The sequence below is a fragment of the Xenorhabdus griffiniae genome, assembly GCF_037265215.1.
Classification (GTDB): Bacteria; Pseudomonadota; Gammaproteobacteria; order Enterobacterales; family Enterobacteriaceae; genus Xenorhabdus; species Xenorhabdus griffiniae.
Map to the genome: position 1 here is coordinate 1198979 of NZ_CP147737.1, position 19333 is coordinate 1218311.

At 48.6% G+C, this 19333-nt stretch carries 14 protein-coding genes; 7 read left to right on the plus strand and 7 right to left on the minus strand.

Translation table 11 applies throughout. The annotated features are described in order from the left end of the window. Window positions 1–408: 408 nt before the first annotated feature. From WDV75_RS05420 to WDV75_RS05450, 7 genes are all read left to right on the plus strand, one after another. On the plus strand, window positions 409–2544 hold the full coding sequence (locus WDV75_RS05420) for a type I secretion system permease/ATPase (protein WP_273571072.1): 2136 nt from the start codon (window positions 409–411) through the stop codon (window positions 2542–2544). Window positions 2545–2633: 89 nt separating this feature from the next. Next, window positions 2634–4049 (plus strand): HlyD family type I secretion periplasmic adaptor subunit, encoded by a 1416-nt coding sequence (locus WDV75_RS05425; protein WP_273571071.1) that lies wholly within the window; start codon window positions 2634–2636, stop codon window positions 4047–4049. A 275-nt stretch (window positions 4050–4324) separates the two neighbouring features. After that, entirely contained in the window at window positions 4325–4909 is a 585-nt protein-coding gene (locus WDV75_RS05430) for a DUF5625 family protein (RefSeq protein ID WP_047683964.1), read from the plus strand. A gap of 51 nt (window positions 4910–4960) precedes the next feature. Next, complete coding sequence (locus WDV75_RS05435) at window positions 4961–11404, plus strand: S8 family serine peptidase (RefSeq protein ID WP_273571070.1); 6444 nt, start codon at window positions 4961–4963, stop codon at window positions 11402–11404. A 407-nt stretch (window positions 11405–11811) separates the two neighbouring features. After that, a complete protein-coding gene (locus WDV75_RS05440) occupies window positions 11812–12099 on the plus strand; it encodes a hypothetical protein (RefSeq protein WP_273571069.1) in 288 nt (95 codons plus the stop codon). Window positions 12100–12328: 229 nt separating this feature from the next. Beyond that, entirely contained in the window at window positions 12329–13198 is an 870-nt protein-coding gene (locus tag WDV75_RS05445; protein ID WP_273571068.1) for an integrase domain-containing protein, read from the plus strand. Window positions 13199–13453: 255 nt separating this feature from the next. Further along, window positions 13454–13723, plus strand: coding sequence for a helix-turn-helix domain-containing protein (locus WDV75_RS05450; protein WP_273571067.1), 270 nt, complete (start codon window positions 13454–13456; stop codon window positions 13721–13723). Between the two features lie 632 nt (window positions 13724–14355). On the opposite strand, the gene WDV75_RS05455 is transcribed toward WDV75_RS05450, so the two are convergent. The 7 genes from WDV75_RS05455 to WDV75_RS05485 all read right to left on the minus strand — a co-directional run bounded on the left by WDV75_RS05455 (window position 14356) and on the right by WDV75_RS05485 (window position 19297). Then, window positions 14356–15384 (minus strand): tyrosine-type recombinase/integrase, encoded by a 1029-nt coding sequence (locus WDV75_RS05455; protein ID WP_273571066.1) that lies wholly within the window; start codon window positions 15382–15384, stop codon window positions 14356–14358. Between the two features lie 79 nt (window positions 15385–15463). After that, a complete protein-coding gene (locus WDV75_RS05460) occupies window positions 15464–16477 on the minus strand; it encodes a TraI domain-containing protein (RefSeq protein ID WP_273571065.1) in 1014 nt (337 codons plus the stop codon). A gap of 163 nt (window positions 16478–16640) precedes the next feature. Continuing rightward, the gene (locus tag WDV75_RS05465) at window positions 16641–17324 is read right to left on the minus strand and encodes an N-6 DNA methylase (RefSeq protein ID WP_273571064.1); all 684 of its coding nucleotides are present in this window, start codon (window positions 17322–17324) and stop codon (window positions 16641–16643) included. Between the two features lie 106 nt (window positions 17325–17430). Then, a complete protein-coding gene (locus WDV75_RS05470) occupies window positions 17431–18354 on the minus strand; it encodes a DUF1281 domain-containing protein (RefSeq protein ID WP_273571063.1) in 924 nt (307 codons plus the stop codon). A 226-nt stretch (window positions 18355–18580) separates the two neighbouring features. Beyond that, window positions 18581–18709: a hypothetical protein gene (locus WDV75_RS05475; RefSeq protein WP_338860828.1), complete on the minus strand. Its 129-nt coding sequence runs from the start codon at window positions 18707–18709 to the stop codon at window positions 18581–18583. A gap of 45 nt (window positions 18710–18754) precedes the next feature. After that, entirely contained in the window at window positions 18755–18961 is a 207-nt protein-coding gene (locus WDV75_RS05480) for a hypothetical protein (protein WP_273571062.1), read from the minus strand. Window positions 18962–19021: 60 nt separating this feature from the next. Further along, window positions 19022–19297: a hypothetical protein gene (locus WDV75_RS05485; RefSeq protein ID WP_273571061.1), complete on the minus strand. Its 276-nt coding sequence runs from the start codon at window positions 19295–19297 to the stop codon at window positions 19022–19024. Window positions 19298–19333: the final 36 nt, after the last annotated feature.

Here is a 19333-nt window from a genome sequence, read left to right on the forward strand (position 1 = left end):
TTATTGAATGCGCTGTGGAACAGACCAATGCACCTTGTTCCATTCAGAAAAACAGACATCAATACCGCTCAATCCTCCCACCTCCACTAAAGATAAATTTAATTTATATTGTTAATTTTGAATTTCCTTGCCAATATTCCATATATTGATGATTTTATTGTATTTTATTCAATTTCAGACGAATATGCTAAGTGATGATATTAATACGTTTATTAAAAGTCAATTAATTATCATTTAGTCACAGTAGACAGTTAAACCTACTGAATATTTTAATTTTCATTCGATACACATAAGTTTTATTGAATATATATGTAACGCTAATTAATAATACCCAATCTGCAACCACTGCATAACTTAATATTTTTAGTTTGCAAGATAGTCACATACGCAATACGGAAAAAAGAATAAATGAGCACTGAGTCGCCGAATTTTTCCCCGGAACTGGATACCGGACTGATTTGTCTGGCCATGTTGGCCAGGTTTCACAACATAGCCATCTCAATCGAACAACTATCACATGAATTCTCTGCCGCTAATCAAGGTGTGACCCAGCAGGAGCTGCTGCTGGCTGCACGGAAATCGGGGCTGAAAGCCAAGGCTGTGCGCACCACACCTGCCAGACTTGAACACACACCATTACCTGCTATTGCTATTGACCGGGAGGGGAAGTTTTTCATTTTAGCCAAAGTCGATCAGGAACAAGCGTTGATTCAGGATCCGCGTTCAGCTCGCGCTGAAGTTATCAGCTTCGAGGGACTTGAGCAACGTTGGACTGGGCAACTGATACTCGTGCGCTCTGGAAATAGTGTATCTGGTGAATCTTCACGTTTTGATTTCACCTGGTTTATCCCGGCTATCGTCAAATACCGCAAGTTGCTGGGCGAAGTTTTGTTGGGATCTTTTGCCTTGCAGTTGTTTGCCCTGGTGACACCGTTGTTCTTTCAGGTGGTCATGGACAAAGTGCTGGTACACCACGGCCTGACGACATTGGATGTTGTCGCGGCAGGGCTGTTAGGCATTATGCTGTTTGAGTCGGCCTTGAGTGGTCTGCGTAGCTATGTGTTTGCGCATACGACCAGCCGGATTGATGTAGAGTTGGGGTCGGGTCTGTTTCGGCATTTAATCAATTTACCACTGGCGTACTTTCAAGCCAGGCGCGTCGGTGACTCTGTTGCACGTGTACGCGAACTGGAAAACATTCGTAGTTTCCTCACCGGCAATGCCATTACGCTGATGATTGATGTCTTTTTTTCCTTAGTCTTTATTTTGGTCATGCTCTTTTACAGTGGCTGGCTGACCCTCATTGTGTTGGTGTCCTTGCCGCTCTATGCCCTGGTTTCGGCTTTAATAACCCCGCTTTTGCGTAAGCGGTTACAGGACAGCTTCACACGCAACGCTGAAAATCAGGCATTTCTTGTTGAAACAGTAAACGGCATTGATACCCTGAAATCAATGTCGGTTGAACCGCAAATCATCCGTAAATGGGATAACCAGATGGCGGCTTATGTGGCAGCGGGTTTCAAAACCCAGACTTTATCGACGCTCGCTAACGAAAGTGTTTCGCTTATCGGCAAACTTGTCACGGTTGCTACCCTCTGGCTGGGTGCCCGCCTTGTGATAGAAGGGCAACTATCGGTGGGAGAACTGATCGCATTTAATATGCTGGCTGGCCGTGTCAGCGGTCCTATTATGCGTCTGGCTCAGCTATGGACCAGCTTCCAGCAAACCGGCGTCTCGGTGCAGCGTCTGGGAGACATCCTCAATTCCCATACTGAATTGTCTCAGTCTACACGCAGTACAGTACCGCCGCTTAAAGGGCAGGTTACATTCGAACAGGTGCATTTTCGCTATCGTCCCGATGGCTCTGAGGTGCTGAGTGGCGTCAACCTGAGCATGGGTGCCGGAGAAATTATTGGTGTGGTTGGCCGTTCAGGCTCAGGCAAAAGTACCCTGACTCGCCTGTTGCAGCGGCTCTATGTACCGGAGCGCGGGCGGGTACTGGTCGATGGCATGGATTTGGCATTGGCTGATGTTTCCTCGTTGCGCCGGCAGATTGGCGTCGTGTTGCAGGACAATATGCTATTTAACCGCAGCATTCGTGAAAATATTGCCTTGAGCGACCCGGGGACGCCACTCGAAGTGGTTATGCATGCTGCAAAAATGGCAGGAGCCCATGAGTTCATCCTTGAGCTGCCGGAAGGTTACGACACGATAGTGGGTGAACACGGTGCGTCACTTTCGGGCGGTCAACGGCAACGGGTGGCTATTGCCCGCGCTTTGATCGGTGATCCCCGTATTTTGATTTTCGACGAAGCGACCAGTGCATTGGATTACGAATCTGAACGAGTGGTTCAGCAGAACATGCAGAGCATTTGCAAGGGACGTACAGTCATCATTATCGCCCATCGATTGTCAGCGGTGCGCGACGCCCATCGTATCATTGTGATGGAGCGTGGGCAGATCGTTGAACAGGGCGCCCATGCCGAATTACTGGTGCGTCAGGACGGCCACTATTCACGGCTGTACCAAATGCAGCAAGGCTGAAGATTTCGTCGATGATACTGGCTAATAACGTCACCAGGGGCAGACGTGATCAAGACAAATACACCCCGACTCAAGGAAAATAATTTCGTATGAGCGCCACTCTTTCTTTATTGCAGCGCTATCGCAGCATATGGCGTCAGGCCTGGCACCAGCGCAAAAACATGGATACGCCGCCGCGTCTCCCTCATGAATTGCAGTTTTTACCGACGGCGTTGGAGTTGCAGGAGACACCGGTTCACCCTGCACCAAGAATTTTCATCTGGAGCATCATGGGCTTCGCTTTATTGGCATTGCTCTGGGCCTGCATCGGTAAAATCGAGGTGGTAGCGGTCGCGCCGGGCAAGGTCGTTCCCAATGGCAAAACCAAGCTGATTCAACCCAGCGAAACGGCGGTAGTCAGAGCGATCCATGTCAATGACGGTCAGGCGGTGAAAGTGGGCGAGTTGTTGATCGAACTCGACCCAACGGCAGCGAATGCCGATGTCAGCCGGATCCAGAGCGAATTACTGGCCGCCCGTATAGACAGTGCGCGCAGCACAGCCATGCTTGATGCGATCAATCAGCAACAGCCGCCAACGTCGCTGGCAGGAACGATTACCAACGCTAACCCAGAGCAAATGCTCAGTGCCCAGAATTGGCTTCAAGGACAATATCAGGAATACCGTAGCAATCTGGAGTTGGTCGATGCAGAGATCCGTCAACGCAGCGCCGAAATCCAGTCTGCCCAGGCTCAGGTGGCCAGCCTGCAAAAAACGCTGCCGATCGCTACACGATTGGCCGAGGACTACCAACAGTTATTGGCGAAACAGTATGTGTCGCGGCATGCGTATCTGGAAAAAGAGCAAGCCCGGCTGGATCTGCAACGTCAGTTAAGCGTGCAGCAAGCCAGTGTCTTACAGAACACCGCTGCCCAGGAGGAGGCGCGGCGCCGGCGTGAAGCGGTGGTTGCGCAAAATCGCCGCGCCATGCTCGACTTACAGCAGGAAGCCAACCAGAAAGCGGCGATCCTGAATCAGGAACTGGCAAAAGCCCGCCATCAGGAAAACCTGACCAGCCTCAAGGCACCGGTGGCCGGCACCGTTCAACAACTGGCTATCCATACCGTCGGTGGTGTGGTGACACCGGCTCAGCCGCTAATGGTCATCGTCCCCGCAAACCAACCGATAGAAGTGGAAGCCATGCTGGAAAACAAGGATGTGGGGTTCGTACATATTGGTCAATCGGTCACTGTTAAGGTGGAAACCTTTAATTTCACCAAGTATGGCACCGTTGACGGTGAAGTGCTGAGCGTGTCGAACGATGCCATTGAAGACGAAAAGCGGGGACTCATCTATAGCACCCGTATTCGTCTGAAGTCAGATCACTTGCTGGTCAATGGTCAGCGAGTCGCACTATCTCCGGGCATGTCGATAACAGCAGAAATAAAAACCGACCAGCGACGGGTGATCGATTACTTCCTGAGTCCGCTGCGGCAGCATATTGATGAAAGTTTGCGGGAGCGATAAAAAACCGAAGGCGAGTGAGTAATACCGCTCGCTTAAGCACTTTTTTGCATAGTTATTCACAAAAATGCTTAATAAGAAAATTTGAATAGCCCGTCATTACTGGTTTCTTCAAATTGAGAAAATGATAGTTGGTACTTTTATTTCTCTTAAGCGAGCAGTATTAAGGCGAGTGAGAGGCTTTCTGTTGGATTTAACGCGTTATTTTTTACCGTTTTTCCGGGGGGATAAGTGATTATTGAGACTTTTTGTCATCTTACTTTATTGGGAGCAACAAAATGAAGGTATTACCTCGGCACTGGGGCTATCTCCTTATCTTTTTAGTTTGTGGCTGGTTAATCCTCTTTTTTTTAGGCTTTACCGGACTGGTGCGTTGTAACGGGTTCGTCTCGGGGTTAAGCGGTTGCCATCAGTATGCAGAAGCAATACACAAACCCATTGATGTCACCAAGGCCGGTCAGTCAGTGACTTTTGATTTTGAAATTCCTCAGGAGGGGGGGTATCAGTTTGCTTTGCTGTTTGATAAAGGGAATGACTATGACGAAATGTTAAGACGACTTCGATTATTTGGGAGTAAATTTTACGGAAGTATTGATGATGACGGCGTAATAACTCCAGTTTCACTCCATCTCGTTAAAGATGAAAAGATTTTTTTTGACGAGAAAATAAATGCAGGAGGAAATGATGGAGGGCTGGGTTTCTATTATGAAGAAAAATCTGTAAATGCGGCCATACGGAATATTAAGTCATTTTCATTACCCCCAGGACATTACTTTGCGGTTATTACTACTCTGGAAAATGTCCCTGCATTTGATGGCATTGAGAGTTTTGTACTGTTCACTTATTACGATCCGAAGATTTGATTTATGCAGGAAAAAAACAAAGAGAAATAACAACTAGAGGAAATAATAAGTATGGAAAAGAAATACTCTGTAACCTATAAAGTTGCTCCGAGGGGGGCTGAGTATGTTTATCAGGAAAATAAGGGAAAGAACAAAGCGGGAGATGTACATCCTTCATCCGCCGGTCATATGTGGTATGTGATAAATGACGGGAACGGAAATGAACAAAGTTACGGTTTTGAGTCAGAGCTTGGTGAACCGTGGGGCAAAGGGCGGGTCACGCGGCATGATAATGTCGCCTATAAACAAACGGTGTATGAAGTTTCCGTCGCGTTGACTGAGACTCAGGGCAAGAGGTTAATCGACTTTTCAGAAAATCCGGATAAAGTTGGGGGATTCAGGAAAGCAGAATACCATGTTGTGACCAACAGTTGCGTCGATTTCGTGTTTTTTTCATTAACATCTATTGGATACAATACGCATGGCATGCAAGGAAATCTGGTTCCCGTGAATAACATTATTCCTTTGAATAATATGTTAAAATTTAATGGGGCTGAAATCATTAGTAACCATCTGGTTCGTGATGGTCAATATTATGAGTATCATGATGCAAGAGATGTCACTAAAACTTTATGGTTAACCCCGGATGAAAGTAAGCGTGTCCCTGGACCGTCAACAAACTTGATTAACATTGATATTAATTCCTCCCCACAGCCCCAAAAACATATTCAGGGCGAAAATAAGGCGCAGCAGGATGTTGCCAACGGTTATATCCAAAATGCGGCGACACACAAAATATCTGTCATCGGAGATATTCTCAACAAAACAGACTTTACCTCTACCCAGATGGCCGGCCTTGCCACCGGAGGCATTCGTCCTGGTGAAATGCAGCTTGACCCCAATGTGCGGCCCAACACCTATCTGTCGGAGTTCTACAAACCCTTCTACCAGCCCGGAGACACGAGCAAACTGGACTTTGGCCTACGCAACGCCGTGACGTTGAACGGTTTATCAGCGATGACAACGTTCAACACGTATGTTGACCCGCTATTATTGGATCTGAGCGGTAATGGTGTACACATGACTGATATCCGTGATGGCGTATTGTTCGACATGGATAACAGTGGCACGCTCAAGCGTACCGGCTGGACAGGTAGCAATACCGGAATACTGGTGATTAATGATGGTAGTGGGCAAATAAAAAATGCCAGTCAAATGTTCTCCGAATACTACAGTGGCAAAACCGGAATTAATGGTGCCGCTGGCGAGAAGAAATTCAAGGATGGCTTCGGGGCTTTAGCCAGTGAAGATGCCAATAAAGATGGAGTGATTGATGAACACGATCCGATCTGGAGCCAGTTACGGGTTTGGATTGATGGTTCACATGATGCGAAAGTCGATGCAGGCGAGCTAAAGACATTGGCTGAACTGGGTATTACTCAGATTAACGTTCTCTCCTCAGATAAAGCCGAGGTGCGTGATGGGAACAAAGTTGTTGCCAGTGGATCTTTCACCATCAATGGCGAAACCCGGGAAATGCTGGCGGTTGATTTTCTCGGTGACCCTGTCAGCAACATACTGAGCACTCAGGGGACGGGTACGCGGGTGACTTCTACGTACAACGATATCACGACCACGGCTTACGCCAGCCAGAGTGAAACAGGTGAAACTCTGGATGCAGAACAGCTAGGTGTGAGTCATCTGTATGGTGGTAGCGGTAATGATACCCTGATTGCAGCAAAAACCGGCAGCTGGCTGGTCGGAGGTGCGGGGAGCAATACCTATGTGGGTGGTGCCGGCGATGACGTTTTTGTTATCAGCGCTTCTGACGATACAAAAAACATTCATGGCAATGGCGGATACGATACAGCGCTCATTGTTGGTAACAAAGGCGTCGAGCTGAACATGGCTGAGGCTGGTTTAACCGTCGCTCAAGGTGGAAGTGGTAGTGATGTTATCAGGAGCGGAGGAGCCAATGGTGTCTTTATCAAGGGAGGCTCCGGTGATTCTGTTCTGGTTGGTGGGATGGGTAACGACGTTTTAGTCGGTGGTAGTGGGCATAACACCATTATTGGTGGTAGTGGAAAGTCAGTCATCTATGCAGGTTCTCAAGGCGATATAATTTACGCTTCTGAGGGAGGCAGCATCATTCATGCCGGTGGCGGAGACGATAAGATTTTCGGCGGTGTAGGTGATGACATTATTGAGGTAGGACACGGTAATGCCACCATTGATGGCGATGGGGGCGTTAACATCGTTAGCCTGCACGGTAACCACGGCGACTACCAAATCACCCGTACCGACAGTGGATATATCGTGACCGACAAGGTTGCCGGGCGTGATGGCACAGTGACGCTGAAAAATATCCAGAAACTCAATTTTGCGGATATTTCAGCGGTGGATTTACAAATACCCAATGCGATGCCTGTTGAGGATGTCCTCACCCACGACAAGGATGGCAAAGTCTTTTCTCGTACCCAACCTCATCTGATTTCCGCAGAGAGCCTGTTGGCCAATGATCAACACCTCAACAGCCAGGGGGCACTGCGTATTGCCAATGTTGGAGATGCGATAGGCGGTACGGTCAGTCTCACCGCCCAGGGCGATGTCTTGTTTACGCCGGATGCAGATTACACTGGTGTCATTAGCTTCAAATATGGTGTAACTGATGCAGCCGGTAATCCTTCAGCCTCAGTAGTGGATCTGAGCAGCGGGGAAACCGCACCAATGCGTGCCGTTGCTACCTTACTGACCCCCGAAGTCCCGCTCGATCCACTGGCTGCTCAGCAATGGTATCTGAGCGATGCCAACATCCTGCCGGTTTGGAAAGACTATACCGGCAAAGGCGTGCGTATCGGTCAGTTCGAACCGGGCGGCAAGTTCGCCACCGGGCCAGAAATCTTTGATATCGCTCATCCCGATCTTGCAGCAAATGTTGATAAAGCCTGGCTGCAAACTCAACAAGCCAATAGTACCTTGCCAAACGTGGTTTCCAACCATGCGACGATGGTGGCGGGTGTGATGGTTGCCACGAAGAATAATATTGGTGGCGTAGGGGTTGCCCATGGCGCTACATTGGGTGGCTATTATCTGGCTAATGACGGAGCCGACCTTGCGGGACTTGGGCATATGGTCAGCTTTGACATTGCCAACAATAGCTGGGGATTCACCAATGATTTCGCGCTCAGCAATCTTCAGGATGGTTCCATTAATACTGCCGCATCGCTGAGCCTGAATGCGCAGTACGCAGCGGCTAATGGCCGTGGCGGATTGGGTACCGTCATCGTGGCGGCGGGTGGTAACAATCGAGAAGCCGGCGGCAATGCCCAGGGGTCACTGACCAGTAACAACCGTTTTTCTGTACAAGTCGGTGCGATCAACGCACAAAGCGACTTATCGACTTTGCAGATTGGTTCTTCACCCTTCTCGAACCCGGGTGCCAGCCTGCTGGTTTCTGCACCGGGCAGTAATGTGGTATCGACCAGCCATATGCTGAAAACTGACCGTGGTTCGACCTTCGGCAATGACTACACCAGTATGCAAGGCACCAGCTTTGCCGCACCGATCGTCTCTGGCATTGTTGCACTGATGCTTGAGGCCAACCCTAACCTGGGCTATCGTGACGTGCAGCAGATCCTTGCACTATCTGCTCTCAAGGTCAATGACCCATCCACCGAATGGAGCGACAATAGCGCCCATCACTGGAATGGCGGCGGCATGCACACCAGTAATGATTATGGATTTGGCGCCGTTGATGCACGAGCCGCTGTTCGCTTGGCCGAGTCCTGGATGACGCAAAGCACAGCAGCCAACGAGTATGTTTATAGCGCATCCAGCGGTGCTCTTGGCAAAACCCTGGCTGCGGGTGAAACGCTGACATCCTCCATTGCGATGAATGCCGGTCTGAATATCGAACATATTGAAATTGATTTTGACGCCGAAGTGGGTCGTCTTGGCGATTTGACGCTCAAACTGATCTCTCCTGATGGCACTCAAAGTATATTACTCAATCGTCAGGGCAAGGTTCCAGATGGTGTGTCGGGCGCGAGTGATACCGATATGGGTAGCAGCCAGTCGGGAACGTTCAAGTACAGCTTTATGTCGACCCATGATTTTGGTGAAAACTCGGCGGGTAACTGGACGCTGCAAGTCACCAGTGCAAATTCGGGCCTGCCAACCACACTAAATGCCTGGTCACTCCGTTTGTACGGCAGCAAGAGTACACCGGATAATACTTACTTTTACACCGACGAATATATCCAGTCGGTGGTCGGGCAAGCCAACCGTACGGTACTGGATGATGCAGTTAATGGCGTGGCGGGTGGGCGTAATACCCTCAATGCGGCGGCGGTTTCACGCGATACCTCGGTCAACTTGCAGACCGGTGTTGCCAGCATTGGCGGTGCCGCGTTAACTATCAAGGAGCCGTCGGGCATTCATAACATTGTCACCGGTGATGGCAACGATACACTGGTTGCAGGTAATACTAATGCCTTGCTAGATGGCGGGCGTGGAAACAACACGCTGATTGGCGGTGCGGGTAAGGACTTCTTTGTGGTTCACCGCCGTGAAGCTGGCAGCGATATTATCAGTAATTTCGAGGCCGCCCGTGGCGAAATCATCGATCTGGTCGGATTTCGTGGAAAAACCTTTGCTGACTTGCTACTGACTCAACAAGGGGACGATGTTAAGGTTGATCTGGGTAATAATCAGAGTATTACCCTAAAAAATCAGCAAGTGACTGGAATCAGTGCTGAGAATTTCAAGTTCCAAGATTCCTTTATCGCGCCAATGACCTACACCAGTAGTGACACCTCTACGCACCAACCACAAGAAGGCCTGGGAACAGTGATCCTTAATGGCGGAGGCAATTGGGTTTCGCTCAGTACCGATGCTCAGGGTCAGATGAAATTTAGCCTGGATGGAACTATTTATAGCCATGATAGTGCAACATCAGATACTTTTGTTATAGCAGCTCAACCCGGTGCTAGTAATTACAGAAACGCATTACGTGGATTCCGCCACGGTATCGATAAGATCGATCTGCGTCAAGTTGGCGTCACTGACTTTAGTCAACTTTCTATCACTAAAAGCAATCGTGGTACGATCAATGGGTTGTCACAAATTCATGGCGTTAACGTCACATTTAATGGGGCAAACGCCGCTGATTCAAAAGTGGAACTGCTTTATCTCGATACTCTGGATGTTTCACAGCTCGATGCAGCCGATTTCATTTTTGCGGAACATGCACCAGACTTGGTACCCACGGTCAAACCAGTCGTACCGCAATCTCCTGATACATCAACTATTACAGTGCCGGACTCATTGACACCTAACATACCTTCTATTGATATTGATCGGAAGCCAATTACTATTCCTGATTGGAAACCGATTACTATTCCACCTATTGACTGGGAAGCAATTATGATTCCTCTTGTTGATCGGGAACCAATTACTATTCCGAAAATTGATCCAGTAGTAGAACCGACACCAATAACCACTGATCCCAATACTGTTATAGTTAAAAATACTTTTGCCGAGGTTACGTTGGGAGATGAGAGTAAAACAATCATTGTGGAAGCTGACCTTAATAAAGTTGTCGCTGGAAATGGTGATAATAAGGTTAATGTGACGGGAAGTAGTTCCGATATCACTCTAGGTAATGGTAACAATACCGTTATTGGTGGTGTTAAAAAGCTAATCGTCGGAAATGGCGATAACAATATTGAATCCAGCAGTACTATGCCGACGATAAAAGTAGGTGATGGTAACAACACCATTACTGGCAATGTCGATAAACTAGCTGCTGGACATGGTGATAATAAGATCAATGTGACAGGGCATAGAGCTGATATCACGCTAGGTGATGGTAATAACATTATTATTGGTAATGTCGACGAACTAGTCGCCGGGGGTGGTGATAATAAAATCAATGTAACAGGACGAGATGCCGATATCACGCTAGGTGATGGTAATAACATCATTACCGGCAATGTTAATAAACTAATAGTCGGTAATGGCGATAACAATATCGAGTCCAGTAGTACTATGGCTAAAATAGAAGTAGGAAGTGGTAATAACCATATCGTTGCTAACGGTACTATGTCGAGGGTAAAAGTTGGTGATGGTAATAACAATATTTTGACCAGTGGTACTATGTCGACTGTAGAAGTCGGACATGGATCCAATAAGTTAGAATTTAACGGTGATATGGGCAAGTTGGTGTTAGGAAAGGATATTAGTCTTGATAATCTGAGATTCCAGCATGCTGGGCAAGATTTACAGATTTCGGTCATTGGTAGCAAACAGGAAGTAACACTGCATAATTGGTATGCCAGTTCTCCTGAACGACCAGCAAGCATTATGGTCGGTGATGGCCACCGTTTGATGGATAGTGAGGTTGAGCACCTTGTTCAGGCCATGGCTGCATTTGCACCATCAGCTCCTGCAACCACAATGTTCAGCGATGTTGAGCAACAACGGCTGCAACCTGTACTGGCTGCCAACTGGCATTAAATGTAATGGGTAATAGCGCCCGCGATAATCATCGCGGGCATCTTACTGGCTGGTAAAAATTGTGTTGTTCTACCTTAAACAAACATTTGACTCGCTTCAATCCAATAGATAATGTATGGAGCTGTAACTAAAACGATCCTATCGTCTGCAAGGATCAGCGTTAAGCGGCGAATGAAAACTCCCGTAGCCTGCAAGGGAGAGCAAGCATTGCGGTACATCTGCCCACCTTTGGAAGCAGATATTGTCAGACATAAACCCCTTGTCTGGTAATGAAGGTTTATTAAACTAAAAATACGCCCAAAAGGTGTTTTTATCTTGTCGCCGAAGGGTGTTGAACATGGGTTCATACACTGACTTTTCAAATCAACATAAATCCTGTTTATCTTCAATGAACAACAGGATGGCTTTTGTGCATCCGTTCATACTTTTATCTATCCCTGTCTGAATTATTCAACAGACAATTTTTTACCGCTAAACCATTAACGCATGACTACCGTTTGACATTGAATCTGGCGGCGTTTTGCTGTACCCGTTGGTATTTCAACGCTTTAATAGTCTTTGCTGATTGTTCGAAAACTCAAGGCGTCACTTTTTGCGGGTTACCGCTGAAAGTGACGCCGCAGCCAAAGAGTACCACAACCCTGACAGGCTCACGCCTGCTTCACCACGCAGTGAATCTGACACTGCATTTTTAGATTAAAAAAGGAGAACTTGACGATATCGAGGCTGGCTTTTAGCCGGTGGGGATGACCTGTTTATACAGGCGGCAGTACCGCGTACTCAACCGATACCCCGCAATACCTCAACCTGCGTTCACTCTGGCGCACAGATATCGATCAAGGGCAAAGCAGGTTTTTCTGTTTTGCCAGAATGGTCGCGCGCCAGAGATTGCATGTTGTCAGGTATAGGTCGCGGGAGAAGCTAATGAGTCGATTGATTAAGGAATTAAAATTTTTTGCCCGACAAGGCGGCGGCAGTCATAAAACTTGCCATGATCGCATTCAGATCGCCGAACGTTTAGGCGTGTTGTTATTGAGCCTGAATATTCAGGTCAAAAGCCTTAAGAATTTGAAAGCCAAGCATGTGGAACAGTATGTTGATGCCCGTTTGTCTCAGGGGATCGCCAAGCGAACGGTGCAAAATGAAATGTCCGCACTGCGTAATATCTTTCGCATGGCAGGTCGGGAGAAGCTGGAAACCTCGCCGCGTTTAAGCAATCAGGCATTGGGATTAAGTGGCACCAGCCGCGCCGGAACAAAACAAGCGATCCCTGATGCCACGTTTCAGGTTGTTTATCAGAAGGCACGTGAACGTGATGCCGGATTTGCCGTCACACTGACACTTGCCCGATTGTTGGGGTTACGTTCTCAGGAAGCGGTGCAATGCAGTGCTTCATTGAAAAGCTGGCGCAAACAGTTAGAGCAACCAGAGCCAAAACTGCATGTTGTTTTCGGTACAAAAGGTGGTCGGCCAAGGCAAACCCGCGTACTGGATGTTGCAGCGGTGAAAGAAGCTGTCGAACAGGCCATTGTTATTGCAGAGCAACGAGGTGGCAGGTTGATTGATAAACCAGACCTCAAGCAAGCCATGAACTACTGGCGGACACAGACCACAAGGATTGGTTTAACAGGCTGTTATTCTCCCCATAGTTTGCGTTATGCGTGGGCACAGGATGCATTGGCTTTTTACCAACAGAATGGTTTTAGCCGTCAGGAAGCAAGGGCACTGGTATCAATGGATTTGGGGCATGGTGACGGCCGCGGGCGTTATGTTGAACGGGTTTATAGCCGTTAAACTTAGTTGTTCGGTTATTGAGTCAGATAAAACAATCAGTTAAAGTATTCCCGCCATTAGCAAAATCTAGTGGTCAAGGTTTAGCAGCCTTGTGCGCTTATACACTGGTAAGAATCTTTACCAGTGTGCCTGCATACGCCTTTTCTATGGTGGTTCAGGCAGGGGAGACTCACGTCTCGCCGGAGTAAGCGCCGGTCTGCTAACCCTGCTTTGAATCACCACCATCAATATTAATTAATGGAAGGGGTAGCAGGAATGAATAATAACAATGTTCAAAATGACTGGCATCAGGCCGATATCATTGCAGCATTACGTAAACGTGGTACAACCTTAGCGGCGCTCTCCCGTGAGACGGGACTCAGTTCATCAACATTAGCAAACGCACTCAGCAGGCAGTGGCCTAAAGGCGAGTGGATTATCGCGAATTATCTCGGCATCCATCCCTCAGAGATCTGGCCCAGCCGCTATTTTGATAAACGTGGTCAACTGATTAAGCGTAAAGTTCGCAATAAACCACAGGAATAACTCGCTGTAATTTGTGATCGATGTCGTAAAAATGATAATTTTTTATCTTAAGCCCTGAGCGTAAAATGGCAGCCCAATTTGACCATTTTTAACCCTCACGGCTTTTTTGCTTTAAGATGATTAAAAAGCACGCAATAAGTAAGATAAATAATTAAAATCAGTCAGATAGTAAAGAGAAAACAAGGAAAAAAATCTAGGGGCATTAAAAGGGGCATAAACAAAATTAGAGATAATAGATTTTATAAATTCAACAGGTTATAATTTTTTTCGATTCCGCCTCCGGCACCAAATTTCCATGCGGGTTTGTCCTAGGTTGTTAAATTTCCTGACAAAAGCGCAAAAAAGAATCAATCGTTAATTAAATGTTAAATCCTAATCAGCTCAATTTGTACTGTTTAGTTGAAAAGAACACTTAAGACAAGATAACAGGGTAGCTGTTTTAACAGTTACCCTTTTCTCGTTTAAGGTAATGATTTCAGTAATTGATTCTGATGTCAAGTAAGGTGAAAACTTCACGTGACACGGGATCGGAATTAGCCATTTTTTCATACCATCGATATTGATGCAGGGCAGTTCACTCACACCTCCACCTCAATCCTGTCTGAGACCTGCCCTGTCTTTTTTACGCCGTTTTATTCATTCTCATCGGCATGCTCATCAACAAAATCAGTATACAACCCCAGTTCCCGTTCCAGCGCTTTGCCCGTCACTTCCATATCAAGATCAATGTATTCCATCGTGGTCGCCACATTACGGTGCCCCAGTAAGCGTTTCACCAGCGGCAGATTACGATCCGGCGATTTCATCAGGGTCGTCGCCAACGTATGACGAAAACGGTGAGGCGAGACTGCAAAATCACACTCTTTGGACAGCCGGCGAAAGAAAGAACGGAGCTGTTGTTTTTCCCGGTTGATATCGTATTGGTAACGGGAAAGCCGGCTTGGGTGCGGGACACTCAACCGGCTGAGATCGAAAATCGGATCGTGGGCTTTCGCACCGGCAGCGATGGCCCGTTCCACTAATTTTACCAGCCGGCGTTTAAGCGGCGGAATAATCGGTATTTCCCATTCACTGTGGTTTTTACTGCCTTCCAGCCCCAGTTCAATATAATTGCTGTCCAGATTAATATCCCGCAGCCGCAGGTGCAGTAACTGGTTCTGACGCATACCCGTAAAGCGCAATGTCGCCAGCACCGTTGACCAATACCAGGTCGGATACAGGGCACACCGCCCTCCCCGTGGAGTTATCTCGATGCTTTCTTCCTCAGCAAACTTGCCCATCAGCAGATTAATGCGGGTTATCTGCGATTGGCTCAAAATCTTCTTCTTTTTCTTCTCTTTTTTAGCCACGGCGTTGTTAAACGGATTTTCGGTGTGAGGCAGCAGTTTTCGCTCTATGCCGAAATTAAAAATCGCCCGCAGATGAGCTACCTTATTATTCCAGGTATAACTCGACTGCTTTTTTTCTACCAGAAGATGACGCCGCCACCGCAGCACATCCCGGTGAATAACCTGTGCCGGTGATGCGGCTTCTCCCATAAACCGGATAAAACCCCGTGTGACCTTGCGATAACTCCATTCGGTATCCGGTCGCAGGATATGTGAAAAAAAGTACTCTTCTAATAGCTCTTCCCAACTGAGCGTTTCTGCTGTATTCAACATGTTATTTTTTCCTCGGTTCATCCTGCCGTGTCCTGTCCAAAAACAATTCACGGCAATAAAATACAAATAACCCTTTAAATTATTTACCTTTAAATGATGAATGTGGGTGACTGTCAGTGGCAATACTTTCTTTCTCCCGTCCCGGCTGTTTGGTCAGTTTCGGACCGTGATGATGATTTTTTCCCTGATTTTGTGGTGAAGATGCATCCGGTGACTGAAATAAGGATAATAATGTCAGCGTATCGTCAGACACAGAGGGCGATGGGGTTGTGATTTCACTGACAGGAGGCGTGGATATCGTTTCCGGCACAGGGTTGTCTTCAGTAGAGAACACGGTCTCCGTCACCGGTTTCACCTGCAAAGGGGATTGAACCTGTCCGGCCGCATCCTGAAGCAATGTCTCTATCAATGGGACAGTGGAGGGTCGTCCGTTAAGATGCTGCATCAGACAGTGCCAGACCTCCGGTACCGTCACCAGCCACATCATGGCTTTTTCCGGTAACAGACAGGCGGCCAGCAACACTTCCTGCGGAGCCGACGGTATGTTCTCCGGGGCGCGGAAACGGAAACGAAACGGTTTGTCGGGAATACCGATGCCCGGTTGCCAGACCTGCCCGTCTTCCAGTTCCCCTTCGAGTTGCCGCAACAATGGCAGGTGGTAAAACAACGCGGCCCAGAATACCACCGCCTGCCATAAGACACCCTGTGCTGCCTGCGTTTCCGGTGTCACACCGGGCGGCAGTAAATGCCCCTTCGCCAGCCGCACGGCACAGGTGGTAAATTGCAGTGTCAGGTCAGCAAATCCGCCACGGCCTGACCACTTCCCTTCCGGAGAGGCGGGTATCTGCTGAACACTGCCCAATAATTGTTTAATCGGGGCGAGATAAAAACGCTGGTACAACCCTTCAGGGAGCGTACTGTTTTGCCATAATTGTTGCAGGCACTGATGGCGCAAGGGGGTTGCCAGCAACGCCTCCACTGATTGTGGCCGGAAATAGTCCCCGTTATCACAAGCCCCGCTCGTTTTTTGCCCTGATGATTTTTTCTGTAATGCTGGCGAGCGGGTAAAATGCGATTTAAAACGTGTAAACATCACTTTTCTCCTTGTCAAATTTGGCTCAGTGTCGGTCAATCCCACTCGGAAACAAGGCGAAACTCTTTTTGCGAAAATGAAAATTGTTTGTATGACTTACCCTTAAACGTAAAAAAGCGCCCCGAAAGGCGCAGTCGTGAAACAAAGAGGATGAAAACAGAAATCAGGCCGCGTGTTCATAGGCCTGCAAACGCTGTGACCAGTTGCCCAGATAATGGGCCGGTGTGTAGCGGGTTCGTTGGCTGCCACCATCATGCAGAGCATCACCAATCGTGACCGCCGCCGGAATACCGGCCAGGGAAAGCTGGATATAGGCCATCACCGCTGCCAGCGGATCGATATCAATCGCAGACACCCACATACTGGACAACGGATCATGTCCCTGCTCTCTTAATACCTCTGCGGCGGCCAGCATCATACAGGCTGCACCACAGCAAGGTTCGTGGAAAGTGACAAAGGGTCGGGTCTGCAACAAGTCAGACACCTCATGCAACTGCAATTGTGCCATGACTCTGGCCACACTCCAGGGCGTAAAGAACTGCTGAAGTTCCTTATTGCCCAGCTCCAGCTGCATAAACACACTGCCGAGAAAATCACCGGGTGCTTCCGACAATGCCAGCACGGTCATCGAAAAAAGTTCCACAATCCGGTCAATATCTTCCCGTTCGTATTTGTTGATGGTTTTCAGATAGAACTGCTCGAGTTCCTCACTGAAACAGTATTTATTGTGAATGGCCGCCATCGCACAGTTGCAAAAATCCTGAAAAACCCGATAACGGTGACGGGAACGGGCGGTTTGTTTAAACAGCAAAATAAACTCTTTCTGATAGTCAGGGCGAGAAGCCATGGCGTGTTTTCCTATAAAACAAAAAAGGTAAACACGCCCCGGAAGGGGAACGTGTTTCCCCTTTCGGTTGAAGTGAAAATAAGCTGATACAACGTTAAACAGCGGGTTACTGCCCGACGGCCATCGCCGGTAACGCCAGTGCCGGTTCGGTTTTGTCTCCGTTAACCAGATACAGGGCCGGACGGTTTTCGTGTCCTGCCTGCCCGTTATGACTGTCCACATGCTCGCCCTGGTCATAACAATCATAGCCTTTGAGGCTGCCTGACGGTTCGCTGTACCAGTGGCGGATTTCACAGTCAAACACCGATGACAACCCGCCCATCAGTTCTGCCGAAGGGGGGACCCACGGCGTGTCAAAACGCACGGTTAAGCTGCTGAGATGGCGCCGTTCCCAGCGGACATGATGACCGAACGGCCATTCCAGCCCATAGTGCTCATCGTAGCACTGCGCTGTGGTGGTCATTCCTTTTAATAAGCCACTGTTGCCGTTAATCTCCGGAGCCAGCCGGGTCGGTCGTATCATCAGCATATCGCAGGGCTGGGCCGAGGTCGGGTAAACCGCCAGCTTCTCCCAGCACGCGCCGATATCAAGATTGTCAGACCAGCCCACCACACCAAACCAGTCGGTATACTGACGGGTCAGCAGGCGGGCAATCATGTCACGCGCTGATGCCGGTATAGTCTCCCAGCGCAGCAGGCTTAAGCCTGACTGACGGTAGATACTGTCAATCCGCTTCATATTTTCGGTGCTCAACAACACATTGTCCTGCAACAGCGCCAGCCACTGTTCAAACGCCAGATTCTGCGCGGTCGGCGCTGCCGTTCCCCGAATCAGTTCCGGATACGGTGTGTAAGTGAGGGGTTTGGTGGGTTTTAATATCCCCGCACAGCCGGCCAGAAACAGGCGCAGGCTCTGTAATACCGCCTGACGGTAACGGGGGACTTCTTCCCCGCAGACCCATTGCTGCATCACATCGAGACAAACGGATTTTCCCGTAATTTCCAGTTGATTAGTGACCCATTCTGCCATGGTTAAGTTCCTTTGATTTTTAAGTTTAAAAACCGGAGAAACTGTTCCCCCACGGGAGTCAGTTCCCCCGATGGGTGATTGAAGAAAAGTGTCAGTTGAAATCCCGTCTGAAGATACCGGCAACCTGACTGCCGACAATGACCGTCAGTTCATCATGCACGCCCGGATACGGTGTACCGGGCGTCATTGCCGGGGCGTCCAGCCGGGTTAAATCGTATTTATCCACTCAGTCATTAATGGCTTCGGATGACCTGACACCGTGAGCGATAAGTTCGGTTACCGTTTCGGTTTCACACAATGCCGTGTCATTCAGACTCAGACCAGAATGACGTTTCAGCAACGCGGCGGCAATCATCTGCCAGACGGTTAAACGTAAAGGTGCCAGGGTGATACCTCGCCTTCACACGCTGACGATTGTGCTGTGCCGGAGAATATCCCGGACTTCAGGATGGTGCTGATAATCGGGCGAAATCATATGCAGTGACAACAGATTCGCCTCATGCCACAAGACACGCGCCGCCCCGGCATTCTGCCAGCTCAGCTCAAAGGTGGCCGACTGACACAAGCGCTGTTGTTTCTGCACCAGCGACAGACGTTCTGATGTCACGGTGACCGGCTGTGCCCAGACAATCTCGTCATCAAAGCGGCCACCGAGTACCTTGTTATCCTAGGCGTCATAAATCATCACGGTCAGTGGGAAAAAAGCCCGCCGGCACTGAGCTGAGGGCATTTCCGGTACCGGCCAGTCACCCAAAAGATGGATCACTTTCAGCCGCTGTACCGCTTCGGTGACCGAGTCGGTCTCACACACGGTCAGCGTTTCCTCCCGCAACGATTGGGGTCGTTGGGGATGCTGTATCAGGCCGGTGACCTGTACGGTAAAAATCGCTTCCTGCGAGACCGGTGTCGTGCTCTCCGGCGCAGGTAAAAAAATCGGGTTCATGGTGTGGCTCTCCTTGATTGGATGTCAATAAAAGAC

Coding starts and splice junctions, on each gene's coding strand:
- WDV75_RS05420 (WP_273571072.1), top strand. CDS start 409: ATGAGCACTGAGTCGCCGAATTTTTCCCCGGAACTGGATACCGGACTG.
- WDV75_RS05425 (WP_273571071.1), top strand. CDS start 2,634: ATGAGCGCCACTCTTTCTTTATTGCAGCGCTATCGCAGCATATGGCGT.
- WDV75_RS05430 (WP_047683964.1), top strand. CDS start 4,325: ATGAAGGTATTACCTCGGCACTGGGGCTATCTCCTTATCTTTTTAGTT.
- WDV75_RS05435 (WP_273571070.1), top strand. CDS start 4,961: ATGGAAAAGAAATACTCTGTAACCTATAAAGTTGCTCCGAGGGGGGCT.
- WDV75_RS05445 (WP_273571068.1), top strand. CDS start 12,329: ATGAGTCGATTGATTAAGGAATTAAAATTTTTTGCCCGACAAGGCGGC.
- WDV75_RS05450 (WP_273571067.1), top strand. CDS start 13,454: ATGAATAATAACAATGTTCAAAATGACTGGCATCAGGCCGATATCATT.
- WDV75_RS05455 (WP_273571066.1), bottom strand. CDS start 15,384: ATGTTGAATACAGCAGAAACGCTCAGTTGGGAAGAGCTATTAGAAGAG.
- WDV75_RS05460 (WP_273571065.1), bottom strand. CDS start 16,477: ATGTTTACACGTTTTAAATCGCATTTTACCCGCTCGCCAGCATTACAG.
- WDV75_RS05465 (WP_273571064.1), bottom strand. CDS start 17,324: ATGGCTTCTCGCCCTGACTATCAGAAAGAGTTTATTTTGCTGTTTAAA.
- WDV75_RS05470 (WP_273571063.1), bottom strand. CDS start 18,354: ATGGCAGAATGGGTCACTAATCAACTGGAAATTACGGGAAAATCCGTT.
- WDV75_RS05475 (WP_338860828.1), bottom strand. CDS start 18,709: ATGATTGCCGCCGCGTTGCTGAAACGTCATTCTGGTCTGAGTCTGAAT.
- WDV75_RS05485 (WP_273571061.1), bottom strand. CDS start 19,297: ATGAACCCGATTTTTTTACCTGCGCCGGAGAGCACGACACCGGTCTCG.